We start from the raw sequence: 18,109 nt of genomic DNA, 5'->3' as shown, positions 1-18,109 counted from the left end.
TGTCTGTCGTCAGATGATTTGGGACATTCAGCGGTGTTCAGGAGCGGAGGCTCTGGTCCATCTGGGGTAAGAGGTTAGGCAGCCTGCGCGTGATGGCGCAAGCGGCGATCCATCAGGGTCTGACGCTTGATGCGTTCCCGCTCGGCCAGGATCCCTTCGCCGCGTCCGAAGTAGACGTCGGCGGGTGTGAGGTTGCTCAGGCTCTCATGAGCTCGGGCATGGTTGTAGTGTTCGACGAAGTCGGCAATCTGCGTCTCCAGCTCACCGGGCAAGTAGGCGTGTTCCAGCAGGATGCGGTTCTTGAGCGTCTGATGCCAACGCTCGATCTTGCCCTGCGTTTGAGGATGGCATGGCGCGCCGCGGATGTGGGTCATGCCTCGGCTGGCGAGCCAGTCGGCCAGGTCGCTGGCGACGTAGCTCGGCCCGTTGTCGGAGAGCAGGCGTGGCCGCTGCATCACCCGCGCCTGATCGAGCCCAGCTGCACCCAGCGCCAGGTCGAGTGTGGCGGTGACGTCGCTGGCCTGCATCGTCGTGCACAGCTTCCACGCCACGATGTAGCGTGAGAAGTCGTCCAATACGGTCGACAGGTAGTACCAACCCCAGCCAACGACCTTCAGGTAGGTGAAGTCCGTCTGCCAAAGCTGGTTGGGCGCGGTGGTCTTATCGCGGAACTCGGCGGCAGCCTTGATGACGATATAGGCCGGGCTGGTGATCAGGTCCTGAGCCTTGAGGAGCCGGTAGACAGTGGCTTCCGAGACGAAGTAGCGGCGCTCGTCGGTGAAGCGCACCGCCAGCTCACGCGGACTGAGTTCAGGCTGCTCCAGAGCCAGGGCTACGATCTGCTCGCGGATCTCCGCAGGTAGACGGTTCCAGACCCGGCTCGGCTGCGAGGGATGGTCCTTCAGCGCCTCGGGGCCGCCGCGCTGGTAGGCGTCGTACCAGCGGTAAAACGTCGAGCGCGTGATGCCGAGCTTGTCCAGGGTGGCACGCACCGGCAGGTGGGATTGCTCAACGAGCCGGATGATCTCCAGCTTCTCAGAGGCCGGGTACCTCATGCCTCGTCGCCCCCAGCCCCGGTCATGCTTTTTTTGAGCAGACGGTTCTCTAGGACGAGATCAGCTACGACCTCCTTCAGCGCCCCCGCCTCGCGCCGCAGATCCCGCACCTCGTCCGTGGTGGCCGCACGAGCCGTGTCCCCCGACAGGCGCTTCTTGCCCGCCTCCAGGAACTCCTTGGACCAGCCGTAGTACATTGAGGCGGCGATCCCCTCGCGTCGGCACAACTCGGCGATGCTGTCCTCGCCACGCAAGYCTTCCAGCACCACGCGGATCTTCTCCTCGGAGGAGAACTGCCGACGTGTGGCCCGACGGATGTCCTTGATCACCGCCTCTGCCGGTTTCTTGGCCGGCCCAGATGTCTGCTTCATCTTCGCTCCTCAGGGGCTACGATGAACCAGCCATCCTCCGTTCGTGAAGACCCTCAATCTGTCCCACAGGTGCTGACGTCGGACANGATGTCTGCTTCATCTTCGCTCCTCAGGGGCTACGATGAACCAGCCATCCTCCGTTCGTGAAGACCCTCAATCTGTCCCACAGGTGCTGACGTCGGACACAGGCCGCCGTTCCCGTTGCTGTTGACGTACCAGGAGTGCGTGCCGTGCTCGGCCAAGATGGCTTCGTAGTTGGTCTGGTAGAGCCAAGCGCGTTCGCCTGGACGATTGCTCAGCGGGACGCCAACGACCGGACGGCCGTCATCATCCCGGCTGTGAAGGACAGCCGTAGTCATGGTGAGAGTTCCTTGGAGGATGGTGGAGGTGGTCCGGTCAGGCGAAGTGATGTTGCCGTGAACGGGGACCGAAGGCGGAAGAAGCGGTGCGGGAAACGCTACACAACTGGAAAACAATTGATGCGCCCAGGCAGGGGAAGCCGCCTGATTATTCCTGGGGTGGGTGGTAATTCCGAGGGCCCCGTCACGGCCAAGCGAATGAGGCGCCTCGGGTGGAAAGTAATCCCTCTCACGCGGCGGTCGGTACGGACCCTCCCCCGCGTTTCAGGAGCCGAGCGACCGGCGGACACTCCACGATGAGGTGGCGCCGCCCGGCCCAGACCTCGAAGCCCTGTGGTCCCCACATCCCATCGACGTAGCGCCGCCCACGGCTGAGGCTGTCTCGCTCGTAAAAACAGTCGAAAGATTTACCCAAGGTCACACCGGTTCGGCTCACCGCGAGCACCGTCACACCGGAGCGGCTGAACGTAATCATCGTCGTTGATCCCCAAGGGCCTGTTCACCGGCCCGCAAGGGAAAGTTCCCATGCCCACGAAAAAAGAACTAGACTTGAAGTGGAATTTTGTTATCACGACAAAAGTTTTGCGCCAATACTTACCCACATCCGGGTCGATTATTTAGAAGCGTTCCCAGTCGGGTTCGGCGCCTTGGCCTTCACCAGGGACTTGCGGCGAGCCTTTACCGAACGCTTCATCTCCATCTCTGCGCGCGGCGGCTTCATTCGCAAGCCAATCTCCGCAATGCGCTCGGCCAACTCCGCCCGGTCTTCCGGCTTGAGGCCGTAGCGATCCTCTGATGTCCACGGGATACAGGTGACCACCTTGGAGCAAACGCTCCTCAACTCGCGAACCTTGATGCGGGCGAGGGCCCAGCCGTCGCGGTTGCCCTGCTCCCGCTCCTGGGCGGTGACGATTTCGAGAAGGCGAAACTCGCGCTCGATTGCTTCGTGGAGGATGAGCGCCTGCAGTCGGTGAGGTAGATTGGCGGGTTGAGAGCGAACATCCAACGGCCTGAAACGCGACAATAGCCGGGCTTACCTTACCGCGACACGTCAGCCCATGACTCTACATGTCACGTTGTCAGGTGAGCGGAAATCTGGATTGGAGTGGATACCAACCCCGCAATCACGTCCTTGCCAGCCCCTATCCCTGCCTCCACTCGGCCGAGCGTGGTCCGCTCATCACCTGGAAAGCGCCGGAACAGAGGCGCGGGGGGGTTTTGGTGATGACGGCCTTGAGCTTGCGCACAGATGTCCCTTTCCGACTCCCGCCGGGGGTTAGCCTCGCAACTCCCCGCCTCGCGACCTAGTTGGATCTGATCCGCCATGTGTCGCCCGCCCTGCGAGCTGCACAAGGACCTCTGGGCTCAGAGCTAACCCGAAAGGCTGCACCGATGACGGACAAGCTCAAGAGGACGATACTTGGGGCGGTCATCGCCATCGCGTTGGCAGTGGCTGTGTCCTATGGGCTCATCACCCAACAGACCGCTGACGGCCTCCAGAACAAGGCCAATCAGGCGATAGCGGAGGACCAGGGAGTGCAACCGCAAACTCCGCAGCAACAGGCGCCTTCCAATCCCACCTCACAGGCACCCAGGGCGCCAGCACCGCAGCCGAACGATCCGGCTACGCCGACACCCAGCCCAGCGCCTCGGCAGTGACCTAAGCCCCCCCACTCTCCTACTCATGGGACCCGTAAGCTGGCCCCTCACCGCCTCCCGCCCTGGATGAGCCTCAGGCCCATCATCCCAGGCGGCAAGTCTGGCGGCGTAGGCGCCCGCTCCAGGTCCGGGAAGTGGGCATGACAGCGGGGCACGTACTGGTTCCCCTTCCGCCGCCCAGAGTGCTCCCGGTGCGGACAGTCCAAGGCAATCTGCTTCAAGACGTCCTCTAGCGGCGTCTCAGGGCCGAAGCGTGCGGCAAGCCTCGCCAGCCGATAGCTCCCCGTCCGGTGCGGGCACATGGTGCAAGCCACGCGGACCACGACATACGGGTAGGCAGCGAGGTTCGGGACAGCATCAGGCCTCCTTGGCGGCATCGTCCAGACCACCACGCACGTAGCCCCGCGAGATGAGCCGGCTGTGCGCTCGGGCTCGCCTGTCGCCTTCCATGAGGTCCGCTAGGGCATCCGTGATGGCGATGCGTAGCGCCTGCCCTTCGTTGCCCGCGGTTGTGACGAGGTAGGCTTGAGCGATGGCCTCGATGGGACAGGAGGAGATAGGTGGCCGGGTGTCTTCTCTCGGTGCCACGCGATGATGCCCCTTCGATCCGCTGTGAGAACGGATGAGGAACACGCCACAGGCCAATGGGTTCGGTCAAGGGTGGCGAGATTGTTTCGCAGGGTCCATCGAGTGCCCCCGCTACGTCAGCGGAGAGGAGCGGATCAGATCGAGTTTTCGGTTCTTCTCGTGGGCATAGAAGGTGGACCCGTCGAACCTCAAGCCCAGCCGGACGGGGACGCCGATGCTCCCAGCGACCTTCGCCATTTGCGAGGGCGCAAGGCTGTTGGAGGCTAGCTTCTCGCGCGCTTCATCAAGCATGATGCGAACGTTGTCTCCAAGGCGCACAGTGCGGAAGGCCGCGCCGCTAGTTGCGAGCGCTAGCCCTGGAGGCAGGAACGGCCGCCCGTCGATGTTGATAGTCACGTTTACACCCTTTTTGCGAAGCATTAAGAGCTGGTCATCGCTCATGGGCGGTTCGGGCAATATTCCCCTAATCTCCGTGTTCATGTCGGCTGGGCTTGTGTGCAACAGGGTGCGAAGTAGAGATTGCATGGCCCACGAGTTGTGGGGTTGCACGTCAAGAAGAACCGCTCTGGCTGGGTTGATGTAGGCGAACAGCAGTGGGCCGCTTCTCTTAACTCTCTCAGGTCGGTCGAATACGCGCCCAAGATGGAAGTGGCTTATCTGCCAGTCGTTGAACATCAGGTCCGCTTTCGGGTCGTCCTTTCTACGTCTCACCCTTTCGCTCAGCCACGGTGACACATCTCCGCCTGTTCGTAAGACAGCCGCAATCTCGCTGATAGCCGGCTGAGATGATAGATGGGCCTTAACCTGCTCAGAAAAGATAACTTCACGAGGCTGCCGCGGGATGAGTCGAGCCCGGTAGTTCAGCCAATCGTAGAGTACGTCACGCCACAGCTCAGCGTCAGCCCGCAGTGGACCGAAGTCGGCTTCAATGAGCGATCTAAGGTCAGCGGTTGTCTCGTCGGTGAAAGCTACCACTTCGGTCCTTGGCTTGGTGCATGCCGGTGCCGTAACATCGCGGACTCGTTCAGCGCCCGATACGCGGCCTTGTCTCCAATCTTGAGCTTCACCGCACTGAAGTCTAGGACCTAGGGGATAGGAATTCCAAGCTCTTGCAGTTTTTGCTTGGCAATCGCCTTCCCAATCTCGACCGTCGCTTTGAAGCCAACACCGCCAATCGTTGACGCCGCGCTCTTCGTCTTTTTCCAAATTTCTGGGTCACGTAGCGTGTCGATGAAGTCATGACCTTCCCAGGTCATACCTCTCACATAAACCCCGCCCCCTAGAGAGCGCGCCATCTGGTCAATGAGGCCATGCTCAACCATGAGGCTGTAGTGATATTCGAATTGCTCAGGCGTGAACTGAGAACCGGGCAAGCCTTCAGTAAGGTCCATTTGCTTGAGGCCACCCTCGATAGCCAGAAGGATTTCTCGAACCAGCTCCATGTCTCGTTTCATGCGCCTAGCCTCCCAACCTCTCCTTCACGTATGCCTGAACTGGGGATGTCCGGGAAACAAGTCTAGGCCATCTTCGGCGCCAGCTTCGCGACCACCCTCGACACCTGCATTGGCGACCACAAGCCTCCCCGCGCGGTTGGGATGCCGCGCTCGTTCAGTGCCCTTGCGATGCCGCCCAGGGACTCGATACCTGCCCCACGAAGCTCAACAAGGATGGGCCCGAGGTCTACAGCCCTTGCCTTCGACTTGGCCGTCCTAGTGGCTCTGCCGGCCTCCCTGGTGGCATCTGACATCACCACGCCCCGGTTCCCACCGAGCTTCGTCCCACGAGCCTTCGCTGCCTGGAGGGCGGCCCTGGTGCGGCTGGCAATCATGCCCGCCTCCAGCTCCGCCACGGACGCCATCTGTTGAAGCAGGAACCGGCCGGTGGGACCCTCTATCTCCGGAAGGTCACAGAAGCGGACCTCTACGCCGGCCTCTAGGAGGCGATGGAGGAAGGCCGAAGAGCGCGTAAGTCGGGAAACGTTCGCGACGATGAGCGGAATACGGTGCAAGCGGGCGGCTGAGAGGGCTCGCTCCAGCTCGGGTCGGTCGCTCTTGCGTCCGCTCTCGACCTCCACGAACTCGGCACGGATGCTCCAGTCGCCCCCGTTAAGGTAGCGCCGAACGGTTTCCTTCTGCGCCTCCAGGCCGAGCCCCGAGGCTCCCTGACGGGCCGTGCTCACACGGTAGTAGGCAACGAAAGCGCCTTGAGCCATAGCCATCACATTCCAGCCAACGAACGTTGGCCAGATTGTTATGGATTGGTTTGAGCGGCGTCAAGTGGTCTGAGACTTCGAAGGATCGTACCGGCCGTGTTCGTCTAGCTGGGACGACTCCACCTCTTCAGCGGTGCCAGGGATGACCTCTCCCTTCGCCACGTCTCTGATGCGGTCCTCTGGGCTCTTCAGAGGAGGATAGACCCACTCGTCCTTCGCCACGTCCCAAACCCTGAAGTGATGGACCGTCACCATGCGATGCTCTCCCGCAGTCCTTGGTTCGCTAAAGGTAGCGACCTGTGAGCGGCGGGCCAGCCATCGACGGTCTCGTCCAGCTTCGAACGCGCTCTGCGGCCCCCCCTCTCCCGCGCGCGCATCACGGGCGCCAGCGTGCTTCTCCCTGCGCAGGCACTCACGTCCAGGCGGGGGTATACGGGGGGGAACCGCGCGTGCCGTTTTGATCGATGTCCTCACAGATTTTTTCGGTGAAACAAAGGGTGCATTGCAAGCAGCGCCAAAAAACTCTCCTACACCGACTACCTCTTGATAGGCGTTCGCAAGGCACCATTTCAGACTTCGCACAGACAAGGATTTATGATTTTCTCTTACCAGCGTGGAGACTTTGAGTGATTACGTTTCCAACAAATCGGCCTCAGGCGCTTTTTGACGCTTTCAAGAAGGCAATCAAGGACAATGACATTACGACTTGGGAGGCAGACAGGGACGGAGATTTCACCCATCTCGCTTCTCAGTGGAAATTGAGAGGATACCTAAGGGCCGAGGTAGTGACTGGTAAGGCGTTAATTTTTACAATTTTGTTCGCAAAAGACGAGCCGCAAAAACGGCTTGTATATGCTTACTACGGATCGAAGATTATCGAAACTTTCACTAACCACTTCCCCAGCAGCTATGCCCCAAGCGCTACCATGACACCCAATGCAACTGGGAACGATGCTGCTTTCACGTAAAGGTAGCAAGCATACAGCATCCTCCCCCTCCCCTCGGAGCAACCCTTTAATGTTCCGCGGGGCCAGGCGGCGGTTATTCAACGGAATTTACACAGGCTCGCAGTGCTTTAGCATCAGCGCGCCCCGGGTAACGTCTCATCGTCATAGCGAGAGGCCCATCTTCGTTCGAGTGACCGACAACATCCGCTATCGTCCACGCTGTGAAGCCGGTAGCGCCCTCCTCCAGGGCTCCGACTGCCTTTCGGATGAACCAGAGCCGCCAGGAATGGAAATCAACGCGGGATACTCGCGCGCCTTGGGGCATGTCGTCCACTCAGTGCGCGCAGCCCTCCGCTGGTTTCGCGTATGGGCCCCTTCACGAGAGGGGAGATGGACACTCGGACTGGGCGCCTTCGGAGCTGTCTTGGGGCTGTTCATCGGCGGAATGGGGCTGGCGCTGTTAGGCACCGCCCTGCCCCTCAGCGGATGGATGGTCTTCGGGCCCCTGTTCGCCTTGGTTGGAAGCCGTGTCGGGGTATCCAAGCAAGCCGTCCGTTCACGAGACCGGCACCTCTAGAACGTACTTGGGAAACAGCCTCAGCTCCTCGGCCATGTCCTCCACCGTGGGGGTCTCGTAGTCGTCCCCTACGTCGTCCGAGGCGTGCCCACAGAACGCGAACCGTATCCTCCGCTCAATCTTCGCCCGCGCCGCACGCCGCTTGAAGGTGTGCCTCCAGGCATGGTTCGGGCTGATGTTCGTGTCCGTGACACCGAGACCCCGAACCCACTCCGCAAGCTTGTTTCGCTGCTTCACCCAAGGGGCTTGGACTGGGTTGGTCGGGTCCTCGCGGGTCACCCGCTGGCCCTCAGGGTCGTAGAACAGCGGCCCCTTCCCGGCTTGCTCAACGAAGGCGATGAGACCCAGCTCAATCAGGTGGTCGTGGAGCGGGACGACCCGCGCCTGTCCGCCCTTCACCGTCCCGGCCTCGGGGTTGATCTTCATGACCCAAAAGCCCGCTTTGTGGCGTGTGAAGTCCTCTGCGCGGAGCTGGGTCACTTCACCCGGCCGCGAACCCGTATAGGCACAAATCCAGGGCACCCACCGGCGTGCCGCGAGATTATGAACGGCCATGCGTCCGGGTGCTGGCGCGGTGGTCGCGTTGAGGATCACGCGCCATTCCTCTTCCAGGAACTCGCGCTCGCGGACCTTCGGTTGGGCCTTACCCACCGCCACGGTGACCCCCTCGAAGGGATTCATGGTGAGGCGCTTGTTGTCGCGTGCCCACCCGAAGGCGACACGGGCCGCCCTTAGCCACACATCGTTGACCACCCCTGCGGTCCGCTCGGGGGTGACCAGCGTGTTCTTCCAGGCGATGGCGTCGTCTCCGCTGATGGTCGCGATGTCACGCCCCTCGAAGTACGCCTCAAGGCCCCGGAAGACGGCCCGCCAGCGGTTCACCGTGGACGCTCCCGGCCGGCGCTCTGCGATCCATGCTTCGAAGAGCGTCCAGCACGTCAGGCGTGCCGCCTTCCCCGGTGCAGCCTGCTTGAACTTAGGGTGACGCTGAGGGCGCTCGTCAGGCTGGAAGTTGCCTGAAGCCTGCCGGTCTAGCAGCGCCCACGCGGCACGAAACTCCGGTTCGATCACATCCACCAGGAAGCCTTCAGCCTCGGGGGTGAGAGTCACCTCGCGCTCTGTGAGAAAGGTTCCGATGCGGCCCCGCTCGCGCAAGTAAGCGCGCGCCGCATCGCTCCCACGGCAGCTATGTGCCGCCTCCAGCCCCTCCAGCTCAACAGCCCCGGCCGCTTCCGAGACAGGGAGGTCCGCCCGCCATTCGAGGAACCATGCGTACCACTGACCCGCTAGCCCGTGCGCCTCCCGGTGGTTCAGGCTTCTCCCCTCGCCCCTCGCAGCGGCCCTCAGGGCCTCGATACGGCCCGTTACGGTCGCGTCCCACTCGCGCAGCTCTGCCTTCGCGGAACCCGTGGACAAGCTCCCAGGGCGACGGAAACGCTCCTCCTGTGAGACGCCGAACGCTTGCTTGTACGCTTCGCGAACGTCCTTGGGGATGCCCTTACGGGCGAACCAATCCCCGTTGGAGGCACGGCTAAGGGAGGTCATCGGAACGGCCATTTGTAGCGCCCTTTGTAGCGAGGAGCGCCGAAAAACACCTTGTTGCCAGCATCTTACTGGCACCGTTCACGATTTCAATGGATTGGTGCGGACGGCGGGACTCGAACCCGCACAGCCAAAGGCCGCAAGATTTTAAGTCTCGTGCGTCTACCGGTTTCGCCACGTCCGCATGCCGGCATCAGCGGTAGCGGGGCGGCCTCCGCAGATCAAGGCGTCCAGCCGTAGAGCCAGGCGTAGCGACGGTTCATTCCGTCCGGCCCGAGGCGGCCCATCACGACATTACGGATCGTGCCGACGAGAGCCCCCGCATGATAGGTCCGGCCATTGGCACGGGCGGCCCGGCGAACGCGGCGCACCCGCGCACGCCGCACCGCATCGTAGCGGGCCAGGGCGGCACCGAGATCGGCGCCGTCCGCGCCCAGTTCTCTGGCGAGGATCGCCGCATCCTCGATGGCGAGGGCGGCCCCCTGTGCGAGGAAGGGCAGGATCGGATGGGCGGCATCCCCGATCAGGGCCAGCCGTCCGCGTGCCATCGGACGGGCGGCACCCCGATCCTCCAGCGACCAGACCAGCCAGGAATCCGGTACGGCCAGGAGGGCCGCGAGGGGCAGCGCCGCGTCGCGAAAGCGGGCGCGCAGCACGGCCGGCTCACCGAGTTGGCCCCAGCCCTCGCTGCCCTTCCGCTCCGGAATCACGGCGACGACGTTGACGTGCTGGCCACCCCGGATCGGGTAATGCACCACGTGGCGCGCCGGCCCAAGCCACAGGCCCGTGGCCTCGCCCGAAAGTTCGGGTGGCAGGGCTTCCCGCGGAACGATGGCCCGCCACGCCGCGGCACGCCCGGACCTCAGGTCCTTGCCGTCGAGGTGGCCGCGCAGGCGGGAGCGTACACCGTCGGCCCCGATGACGAGGTCGGCGGAAAACCGCTCGGTCCGCGTGCCCGTGCCGCTTTCCAGGGTCAGGTCGACACCGTCCGGCCGCTCCGCCAGACCGGTCACGTCCCGTCCCATCAGGAGGCGGATACCCGGCCGGCCGCGCACAGCGTCGAGGAGCAGGGTCTGCAGGTCGGCCCGGTGGATGACGTAGTAGGGCGCGCCGAAGCGCTCGCGCAGATGGGCTCCTAGAGCGACGCCGCCTATGACCGTCCCACTCGTCAGGGCCCGCACCACCACTGCCGGCGGCTCGCTCGCCGCGCGTCGCAGGGCGGCGCCGAGGCCGAGGCCGATCAACACTCGGCTGGCATTCGGCGACAGCTGGATCCCGGCCCCGACTTCGCTGAATCCGGTGCGGCGCTCGATGAGGGTGACGGCATGGCCGGCGGAATCGAGGGTAAGCGCAGCCGTCAGGCCGCCGATGCCCGCGCCGACGATGGCGATGTTCAGGGCCGGCACGGAGCCGCCTCGCCTGATCAGGCGGCGGCCGAGGTCCGGTCGTCCCAGACGCAGATCGCCGGATCGGCGTTGCCAGCGGCCAGGGTCGGCCGGTAGCGGAACAGCGTCGAGCAGTACTGGCAGATGGTCTCGTCGTCCGTGCCCATGTCGAGGAAGATGTGGGGATGATCGAAGGGGGGCTTGGCCCCGATGCACATGAACTCCTTGGAGCCGACGTGAATGACCGCCACGCCGGGCTCATTGTGGAAATGCGGGACCGCCTTGTCAGCCATCGCCTCGTCCTGCCTGCCGGCCCGCCGAAGCCTCGTCCTCGAGGAAGGATCGTGCTCGTGCGGGCATCCGTGTTGTCGGGGTCTGCCGGGACCCGTCTCTAGCCTCTCCCTCGGCGCAATCCTAGTGCGCAGCGCGCGAAGGGTTGGCCTCGCGCGCGCGTCACCGTACATAGGGGCAGGCCCCGCCCCGGTTCCCCTCCGCGAAACGTCCCCATGACCCAGAACGAACAGGCCGTGTCCGAGAGCGGACGCCGCGCGCCCCAGCCGCCGATTCATGGACCGGAGGCCTTCGAGGGCATGCGCAAGGCCGGCCGTCTGACCGCGGAAGCCCTGGATCTGCTGATGGAGGCCACCGCTCCCGGCATCACAACGGACCATCTCGACAAGCTCGCCTACACCTTCGCCATGGACCACGGCGCCTATCCGGCCTCGCTGCTCTACCGCGGCTATCCGAAATCGATCTGCACCTCGATCAACCACGTGGTCTGCCACGGCATCCCGAACGACAAGCCCCTGCGCGAGGGCGACATCGTCAACCTCGACATCTGCCTCATCGTCGACGGATGGCACGGCGACTCGAGCCGGATGGCCTATGTCGGAGAGGTGCCGCGCAAGGCCCAGCGCCTGTGCGAGATCACCCACGAGTGCCTGATGCGCGGCATCGCGACGATCAAGCCGGGGGGCTCCACCACGGATATCGGCCGGGCGATCCAGGCCTATGCCGAGGCGGAGCGCTGCTCCGTCGTGCGGGATTTCTGCGGCCACGGCCTCGGGCGCACCTACCACGATGCCCCCACCATCCTGCACTACGTCGAGCCGAGCTACGACGTGAAGTTCCAGCCCGGCCAGTTCTTCACCGTCGAGCCCATGATCAATCTCGGCCGGCCAGCGGTGAAGGTCCTCTCCGACGGCTGGACCGCGGTCACCCGCGACCGCTCGCTCTCGGCGCAGTTCGAGCACACCGTGGCGGTGACGGAGACGGGGGCGGAAATCTTCACTCTCTCGCCCATGGGTCTGCACCAGCCCGCGCCGACCGCCGGTTGATTTCGGGCTCATGACCACCCGGCCGCCGTCCGCGCCCGACCCGTCGGACGGCGAGCCGCATTACCTCGGCCATCGCGACCGCCTGCGCGCCCGGTTCGCCCAGGGTGGGGCCGAGGCCCTTCCGGATTACGAGCTTCTCGAACTCGCCCTGTTCCGGGCCATTCCCCGCCGGGACGTGAAGCCCCTGGCCAAGGCCCTGATCCGACGCTTCGGCAGCTTTGCCGAGGTGGTGAGCGCTGAGCCGGCGCGACTTGCTGAAATTGAAGGCATCGGCCCCGGAGTCATCGCCGACCTGAAGCTCATCGAAGCGGCAGGGCATCGGCTGGCGCGCGGGGCGATCGCCGACCGCCCTCTGCTCTCGTCGTGGAGCGCCGTGCTGGAATATTGCCGCGCCACCATGGCTTTCGCGGCGCGCGAGCAGTTCCGCGTGCTGTTCCTCGACCGACGCAACCACCTGATCGCCGACGAGGTCCAGGGGCGGGGAACCGTCGACCACACGCCAGTCTATCCGCGCGAGGTGGCGCGCCGTGCCCTCGAACTCTCGGCCACCGCCATCATCCTGGCTCATAACCATCCCTCGGGCGACCCCACTCCCTCGGCCGCCGACATCCGGATGACCCGCGAGCTCATCGGGGTGCTGGACCCCCTCGGCATCCTGATCCACGATCACATCATCCTGGGTCGGGAGGGTCACGCCAGCTTCAAGGGCTTGAAGTTGATCTGAACGTGCTACCCTACACGCAAGGGCGGTGGGCGCGGACTCCGATCCCAAGACGCTGGCGCGCCTCTTGCCTAGACAAGAAACGGTGTTCAAGGGGGAGACGCGAATGGCGCTCGCTGCATTCGACGAGATGACCGGGCTGCCCGATGGGGCGCTGAGCAACCCCGCCGTGCGCGAAGCCTACGACAGCCTGAAGCACTGGCTCGACACCACGCCGCCCGAGCATTTCAACACCCGCCGCAGCCAGGCCGAGATGCTGTTCCGGCGCATCGGCATCACTTTCGCGGTCTACGGCGCGAACGAGTCCACCGAACGGCTGATACCCTTCGACATAATCCCGCGGGTCATCACGAAGCCCGAATGGGGTTTCCTGGAGCGAGGCCTCAAGCAGCGCGTCACCGCCATCAACGCCTTCCTGAAGGACATCTACGGGGCGCAGGAATGCATCAAGGCCGGCGTGATCCCGGCCGACCTCGTCTACCGCAACCCGCATTACCGCATGGAAATGCGCGCTTTCCGGGTGCCGCACGACCTCTACGTCCACATCGCCGGCATCGACATCGTCCGCACCGGGGAGAACGACTTCTTCGTGCTGGAGGACAATGCCCGGACCCCGTCCGGCGTCTCCTACATGCTCGAGAACCGCGAGGTCATGCTGCGGCTGTTCCCGGAGCTGTTCTCCCGCCACCGCGTCGCACCGGTGGAGAACTATCCCGACGCCCTGCTGGCGACCCTGCGCAGCCTCGCGCCGTCCACGGCGACCCGCGACCCCACCGTCGCGCTGCTGACGCCGGGTCGTTACAACTCGGCCTTCTACGAACACTCGTTCCTGGCCGACAAGCTCGGCGTCGACCTCGTCGAGGCCTCCGACCTCTTCACCAAGGACGACGTCGTCTACATGCGGACGACCGAGGGGCCCCGCCGGGTCGACGTGCTGTACCGCCGTCTCGACGACGATTTCCTCGATCCGCTAGTCTTCCGCCCGGACTCGGTGCTCGGAGTCCCCGGCATCATGAACGCCTACGAGCGCGGGACCGTGACCCTGGCCAACGCCGTCGGTACCGGCATCGCCGACGACAAGGCGGTCTACAGCTACATGCCGGAGATCGTGAAGTTCTTCACCGGCGAGGAGCCGATCCTGCACAACGTGCCGACCTACCGCTGCCGCGAGAAAGAGGCTTTCGCCTATGTGATGGACAATCTCAGCGAGCTCGTGGTGAAGGAGGTCAACGGCTCCGGCGGCTACGGCATGCTGGTCGGCCCACACGCCACCAAGCGCGAGATCGAGGAGTTCGGACGCAAGCTGAAGCATGCGCCGGACGGCTTCATCGCCCAGCCGACCTTGGCCCTCTCCACCTGCCCGACTTTCGTCGCATCCGGGGTCGCACCCCGGCACGTGGATCTGCGCCCCTTCGTGCTGTGCGGCTCGGACGAAATCCGCATCGTCCCCGGGGGCCTCACCCGGGTCGCGCTGAAGGAAGGGTCGCTCGTCGTGAACTCAAGCCAGGGCGGCGGCACCAAGGACACCTGGGTCCTCGACGCCTGAGCCATCGCGCGGCATCCGGCGGGGCCTTCCGTCCCGGGTGCCTTTCCAAGTCCGTGCCGGCTCCGGCATAGTCCTTTTCGCCCTGCGGCCTGCGTTTCCGACGCCAGCCGACGTCCCGATGGAACCCCATGCTGTCCCGGACCGCCGACAACCTGTACTGGCTCTCGCGCTACGCCGAGCGAGCGGAGTTCGTCGCCCGCATCCTCGATGCCGCCCTGCGCCTGGCCGCCCTGCCGTCGAGCTACGGCGGCGGCGAGACCAACGAGTGGGCCTCCGCCCTGGCCTCGGCTGGCGATCCGGACGTGTTCAAGCCGCTCTACGCCAGCGTCACGGAAGCGACCGTCTGCGATTTCCTTGCCTTCAGCCCCCACAATCCTTCCTCGATCCGCTCCTGCATCGAGACCGCGCGCGAGAATGCCCGCAGCGTCCGCACGGCGCTGACCACCGAAATGTGGGACGCCATCAACGGCGCCTGGCTCGAACTGCGCAACTACGAGGGACGCGACCTCAACCGCGACGAGTTCACCCGCTTCCTGGACTGGGTGAAGGGCGTCTCCCTTGCCTTCGACGGTTCGGCCTACCGCACGATGCTGCGCAACGACGCCTACTGGTTCACACGCCTCGGAACGGCGATCGAACGGGCGGACAACACCGCCCGCATCCTGGACGTGAAGTACCGCATCCTGCTCCCCGCCACGGAGAAGATCGGCGGCAGCCTCGATTATTTCCAGTGGACCACGATCCTGCGCGAGGTCTCGGCCTTCAACGCCTATCACTGGGTCTACCGCGAGAGCGTGAAGCCACTCCTGGTGGCCGATCTTCTCATCCTGAACCGGCAGATGCCGCGCTCCTTCACCAACTGCTACGGCATGCTGGTGGAGCACCTCGACCTCATCGCCGACGCCTACGGGCGGCGCGGCGCGAGCCAGCGCCTGGCCAGCAATACCCTGGCACGCCTGGAAGGCGAGAACATCAACCGCATCTTCTCATCCGGCCTGCATGAGTTCGTGACGGAGTTCATCGTCGAGAACAATCGCCTCGGCGCAGCGGTCATCGAGCAATATCTGGTATAGGGCCGGCCCCGGCCCGACGCCGCGCAAAGGTCGCCGCATGCGAATCCGCGTCTTCCACGAGACCAACTATACCTATGAGCAGCCCGCCCGCGGGCTGATTCAGGTCCTGCGTCTGCGTCCTCGCGACCATGACGGCCAGTATGTCCGGCGCTGGCGCATCGAGCCCTCCGTCGACGGCCGCGTGAGCGAGCGCGAGGATGGCTTCGGCAACGTGGTGCACTGGTTCACGGCGGACGAGCCGGCCGAGGCCCTGTCGATCCGGGTCACCGGAGAGGTCGACACCCTGGAGATGCACGGCATCGTGCGCGGCACCATCGAGCGCCTGCCGGACGTGTTCTACCTGCGGGATTCAGATCTCGCCCTGGCCAACGACGCCATTCAGGCCTTCGCCCAGGAGATCGCGGCGGCCGGCGACCCGGCCCCCCTACCGTGTCTGCACCGGCTGCTCGCCGCCGTGCACCAGCGGGTCACCTTCGTCCCCGGCCCGGCCAGCGCCAGCACGAACGCCGCGCAGGCCTTCGTGCAGGAGAAGGGCGTCTGCCAGGACATCACCCATCTCTTCATCGCGGCGGCCCGCCACCTCGAGATTCCCACCCGCTACGTCTCGGGCTACTACCACCACGCCGACCGGGATGCGGATCAAGGCTCCGGCCATGCCTGGGCCGAATCGCTGGTGCCGGGGCTCGGCTGGATCGGCTTCGACGCCGCCCACGGTATCGCCACCACCGAGGCGCATATCCGCGTGGCTGTCGCCCTCGACTATCTCGGGGCGGCTCCGATTCGCGGCAGCCGCATGGGCGGCGGGACAGAAACACTCGACGTGACGCTTCGCGTCGAGCAAGCACAGGCTTCCGTCCAGTCCTGATCGCGGACGGACGCGCGAGAAAGACCGCTCCATGACCTACTGCGTCGGTGTCCTCGTCGAGGAGGGGCTGGTGATGATCGCCGACACCCGGACCAATGCCGGGCTCGACGACATCTCGACCTACCGCAAGCTCCACCACTTCAACGTGCCGGGCGAGCGCGTGATGATGCTGGCCTCCGCCGGGAATCTCTCGATCACCCAGTCGGTCCTCAGCCTTCTGGCCGAGGGAGTCGAGGGCGATGCCGGCGAGCCGAAGATGAAGCTCGTAGAGGCGCCGACGATGTTCCAGGCGGCCCAGCTCGTGGGCCGCGCCATTCGGCGGGTCCGCGAGATCGAGAAGGCGGGGTTCGAGGCGGCCAACCTGCGCTTCTCGGTCTCGCTGTTGTTCGGCGGACAGATCGGCTCAGACCCGATGAAGCTCTACCTGATCTACTCGGCCGGCAACTTCATCGAGTGCAGCGGCGACGCGCCTTTTCTGCAGATCGGGGAACACAAGTACGGTAAGCCGATCCTGGACCGGGCGGTGAAGTACGAGACCGACCTCTACGACGCCCTCAAGGTCGGCCTCGTCTCGATGGATTCGACGATGCGCTCGAACCTCGGCGTCGGCCTGCCCATCGACATCGCGGTCGCCCGCCGCAACGCCCTCGACCTCGAGGTAAACCACCGGATCGAAGCCGGCGAGAGCTACTTCCACGATCTGCGGGAGCGCTGGTCGGCGGCGCTGCGTGCCGCCCATCGGGCCATCCCCCGGCCGCCCTACGGCCCGGCCACGGCGAAGTAATCACGCCCTCGCGCGGCCGAGGAGCCTGAGCGCGCCCTCCGCGAGCTCAACGGTCAGGCGACCCGCCTCAGTCTCGCGGGCAAGGGGCGCCCCCTGCCCGGCCCAGAGGGGCGAGAAGTCGCCGGAGCCGCGTCGCTCGGCCTCGATCCGCAGGGGCTGAAGCCCGATGGCGGCGGTGGGGAAGACCGGCACCTCCGCGTGCCAGGGCCCGAGTTCGCGCATGACGCGGTTCACGAGTCCCCGGGCCGGCTTGCCCGTCAGGACGTTGGTGATCGTGGTGTCCTCGTCGCGGGCGCGGCGCAGGGCTTCCTGGTGCGGCCCCGAGAGACCGGCCTCGGTGCAGCGCAGGTAGGCCGTTCCCAGCTGAACGGCGGAGGCGCCGAGCATGAAGGCGGCGGCGATCCCGCGGACATCGGCGATGCCCCCGGCCGCGATGACGGGCACGTCCACCGCGTCGACCACCTGGGGCACCAGAGCCATCGTGCCGACTTGCGTCGCGGGATCGCCGCCGAGGAACAGGCCGCGATGCCCGCCGGCTTCGGCTCCCTGCGCGATGATCGCATCGACCCCGCGCTCGGCGAGCCAGCGCGCTTCGCGCACCGTGGTTGCGGACGAGAGAATGATGCAGCCGAGCGCCCGGACGCGGTCGAGGAGCGCCGCTTCCGGCAGGCCGAAATGGAAGCTGACCACCGCCGGCCGGACGTCGGCGACGGCCGCGAGCATCGCAGCGTCGAAGGGCGACCGCTGTGCCATGACGATCAGAGCCGACGGATCAAGGCCGAGTTCCGCATAGTAGGGCGCGAGCCGGCTGCGCCAGGCGGACTCGCGCGCTGCATCCGGCACGTCCGGCACGTGACAGAAGAAGTTCAGGTTGAACGGCGCGTCCGTCCGCGCCCGAATCGCCGCCGCTTCGTTGCGTACCGTGTCCGGGTTCATCGCCGCGCAGGCGAGGGAGCCGAGGCCCCCGGCCGCGCTGACGCTGGCGGCAAGGGCCGGCTTCGGTCCGATCATCGGCGCCTGGATGATCGGATGCTGCACCCTTACGCGCTCGAGAAAGCGGTTCTTTCCCCACATGCGCTGCCTCCTTG

The 18,109-nt window shown here is 65.1% G+C and carries 17 protein-coding genes and 1 tRNA gene; 6 read left to right on the top strand and 12 right to left on the bottom strand.

Going from position 1 to position 18,109, the window contains the following annotated elements; translation table 11 throughout:
• Window positions 1-74: 74 nt before the first annotated feature.
• The 11 genes from ASG51_RS02785 to ASG51_RS02725 all read right to left on the bottom strand — a co-directional run bounded on the left by ASG51_RS02785 (window position 75) and on the right by ASG51_RS02725 (window position 10,988).
• A protein-coding gene (locus ASG51_RS02785; RefSeq protein ID WP_156389537.1) for an IS3 family transposase occupies window positions 75-1,426 on the bottom strand; the annotation gives its coding sequence in 2 pieces (ribosomal slippage) (window positions 75-1,090 and window positions 1,090-1,426; 1,353 coding nt in all).
• Window positions 1,427-2,398: 972 nt separating this feature from the next.
• Window positions 2,399-2,791, bottom strand: a complete 393-nt coding sequence (locus tag ASG51_RS02775) for a hypothetical protein (protein WP_156389536.1) — start codon at window positions 2,789-2,791, stop codon at window positions 2,399-2,401.
• 1,010 nt (window positions 2,792-3,801) lie between these two features.
• Window positions 3,802-4,032, bottom strand: a complete 231-nt coding sequence (locus tag ASG51_RS02765) for a hypothetical protein (protein WP_056378878.1) — start codon at window positions 4,030-4,032, stop codon at window positions 3,802-3,804.
• Between the two features lie 111 nt (window positions 4,033-4,143).
• Window positions 4,144-5,007 (bottom strand): hypothetical protein, encoded by an 864-nt coding sequence (locus ASG51_RS23120; protein ID WP_082513837.1) that lies wholly within the window; start codon window positions 5,005-5,007, stop codon window positions 4,144-4,146.
• A 110-nt stretch (window positions 5,008-5,117) separates the two neighbouring features.
• Window positions 5,118-5,486 carry a DUF2513 domain-containing protein gene (locus tag ASG51_RS02755; protein WP_082513836.1) on the bottom strand — a complete coding sequence of 123 codons (369 nt, stop codon included), beginning with the start codon at window positions 5,484-5,486 and terminating at the stop codon, window positions 5,118-5,120.
• Window positions 5,487-5,548: 62 nt separating this feature from the next.
• Window positions 5,549-6,244 (bottom strand): recombinase family protein, encoded by a 696-nt coding sequence (locus ASG51_RS02750; protein ID WP_056378972.1) that lies wholly within the window; start codon window positions 6,242-6,244, stop codon window positions 5,549-5,551.
• 60 nt (window positions 6,245-6,304) lie between these two features.
• Window positions 6,305-6,499: a hypothetical protein gene (locus ASG51_RS02745; RefSeq protein WP_056378872.1), complete on the bottom strand. Its 195-nt coding sequence runs from the start codon at window positions 6,497-6,499 to the stop codon at window positions 6,305-6,307.
• A gap of 1,248 nt (window positions 6,500-7,747) precedes the next feature.
• Window positions 7,748-9,325, bottom strand: coding sequence for a hypothetical protein (locus ASG51_RS02740; protein ID WP_056378870.1), 1,578 nt, complete (start codon window positions 9,323-9,325; stop codon window positions 7,748-7,750).
• Between the two features lie 83 nt (window positions 9,326-9,408).
• Window positions 9,409-9,494, bottom strand: a tRNA-Leu gene (locus ASG51_RS02735).
• Window positions 9,495-9,531: 37 nt separating this feature from the next.
• Entirely contained in the window at window positions 9,532-10,716 is a 1,185-nt protein-coding gene (locus tag ASG51_RS02730) for an FAD-dependent monooxygenase (protein WP_056378869.1), read from the bottom strand.
• 17 nt (window positions 10,717-10,733) lie between these two features.
• On the bottom strand, window positions 10,734-10,988 hold the full coding sequence (locus tag ASG51_RS02725) for a zinc-finger domain-containing protein (protein WP_055956304.1): 255 nt from the start codon (window positions 10,986-10,988) through the stop codon (window positions 10,734-10,736).
• A 213-nt stretch (window positions 10,989-11,201) separates the two neighbouring features.
• Here ASG51_RS02725 and map point away from each other — a divergent pair, with 213 nt between their 5' ends.
• The 6 genes from map to ASG51_RS02695 all read left to right on the top strand — a co-directional run bounded on the left by map (window position 11,202) and on the right by ASG51_RS02695 (window position 17,021).
• Entirely contained in the window at window positions 11,202-12,032 is an 831-nt protein-coding gene (map, locus tag ASG51_RS02720) for a type I methionyl aminopeptidase (protein ID WP_056378867.1), read from the top strand.
• Window positions 12,033-12,042: 10 nt separating this feature from the next.
• Window positions 12,043-12,756: a DNA repair protein RadC gene (radC, locus tag ASG51_RS02715; protein ID WP_056218856.1), complete on the top strand. Its 714-nt coding sequence runs from the start codon at window positions 12,043-12,045 to the stop codon at window positions 12,754-12,756.
• Between the two features lie 103 nt (window positions 12,757-12,859).
• A complete protein-coding gene (locus tag ASG51_RS02710; RefSeq protein WP_056218853.1) occupies window positions 12,860-14,299 on the top strand; it encodes a circularly permuted type 2 ATP-grasp protein in 1,440 nt (479 codons plus the stop codon).
• 128 nt (window positions 14,300-14,427) lie between these two features.
• Window positions 14,428-15,372 (top strand): alpha-E domain-containing protein, encoded by a 945-nt coding sequence (locus ASG51_RS02705; RefSeq protein ID WP_056218850.1) that lies wholly within the window; start codon window positions 14,428-14,430, stop codon window positions 15,370-15,372.
• A 37-nt stretch (window positions 15,373-15,409) separates the two neighbouring features.
• Window positions 15,410-16,237 (top strand): transglutaminase family protein, encoded by an 828-nt coding sequence (locus ASG51_RS02700; RefSeq protein ID WP_056273412.1) that lies wholly within the window; start codon window positions 15,410-15,412, stop codon window positions 16,235-16,237.
• Between the two features lie 31 nt (window positions 16,238-16,268).
• On the top strand, window positions 16,269-17,021 hold the full coding sequence (locus ASG51_RS02695) for a hypothetical protein (protein WP_056218845.1): 753 nt from the start codon (window positions 16,269-16,271) through the stop codon (window positions 17,019-17,021).
• On the opposite strand, the gene ASG51_RS02690 is transcribed toward ASG51_RS02695, so the two are convergent.
• Window positions 17,022-18,095, bottom strand: coding sequence for a nitronate monooxygenase (locus tag ASG51_RS02690; RefSeq protein ID WP_056273414.1), 1,074 nt, complete (start codon window positions 18,093-18,095; stop codon window positions 17,022-17,024).
• Between the last annotated feature and the right edge of the window lie 14 nt (window positions 18,096-18,109).

Source organism: Methylobacterium sp. Leaf465, assembly GCF_001424705.1.
In the GTDB taxonomy this organism is placed as follows: domain Bacteria; phylum Pseudomonadota; class Alphaproteobacteria; order Rhizobiales; family Beijerinckiaceae; genus Methylobacterium.
The sequence above is the reverse complement of the archived record's forward strand: the minus strand, read 5'-3'. Positions and strand labels throughout refer to the sequence as shown.

Coding starts and splice junctions, on each gene's coding strand:
- ASG51_RS02690 (WP_056273414.1), bottom strand. CDS start 18,095: ATGTGGGGAAAGAACCGCTTTCTCGAGCGCGTAAGGGTGCAGCATCCG.
- ASG51_RS02755 (WP_082513836.1), bottom strand. CDS start 5,486: ATGAAACGAGACATGGAGCTGGTTCGAGAAATCCTTCTGGCTATCGAG.
- ASG51_RS02750 (WP_056378972.1), bottom strand. CDS start 6,244: ATGGCTCAAGGCGCTTTCGTTGCCTACTACCGTGTGAGCACGGCCCGT.
- ASG51_RS02710 (WP_056218853.1), top strand. CDS start 12,860: ATGGCGCTCGCTGCATTCGACGAGATGACCGGGCTGCCCGATGGGGCG.
- radC (WP_056218856.1), top strand. CDS start 12,043: ATGACCACCCGGCCGCCGTCCGCGCCCGACCCGTCGGACGGCGAGCCG.
- ASG51_RS02695 (WP_056218845.1), top strand. CDS start 16,269: ATGACCTACTGCGTCGGTGTCCTCGTCGAGGAGGGGCTGGTGATGATC.
- ASG51_RS02705 (WP_056218850.1), top strand. CDS start 14,428: ATGCTGTCCCGGACCGCCGACAACCTGTACTGGCTCTCGCGCTACGCC.
- ASG51_RS02725 (WP_055956304.1), bottom strand. CDS start 10,988: ATGGCTGACAAGGCGGTCCCGCATTTCCACAATGAGCCCGGCGTGGCG.
- map (WP_056378867.1), top strand. CDS start 11,202: ATGACCCAGAACGAACAGGCCGTGTCCGAGAGCGGACGCCGCGCGCCC.
- ASG51_RS02740 (WP_056378870.1), bottom strand. CDS start 9,325: ATGGCCGTTCCGATGACCTCCCTTAGCCGTGCCTCCAACGGGGATTGG.
- ASG51_RS02700 (WP_056273412.1), top strand. CDS start 15,410: ATGCGAATCCGCGTCTTCCACGAGACCAACTATACCTATGAGCAGCCC.
- ASG51_RS02745 (WP_056378872.1), bottom strand. CDS start 6,499: ATGGTGACGGTCCATCACTTCAGGGTTTGGGACGTGGCGAAGGACGAG.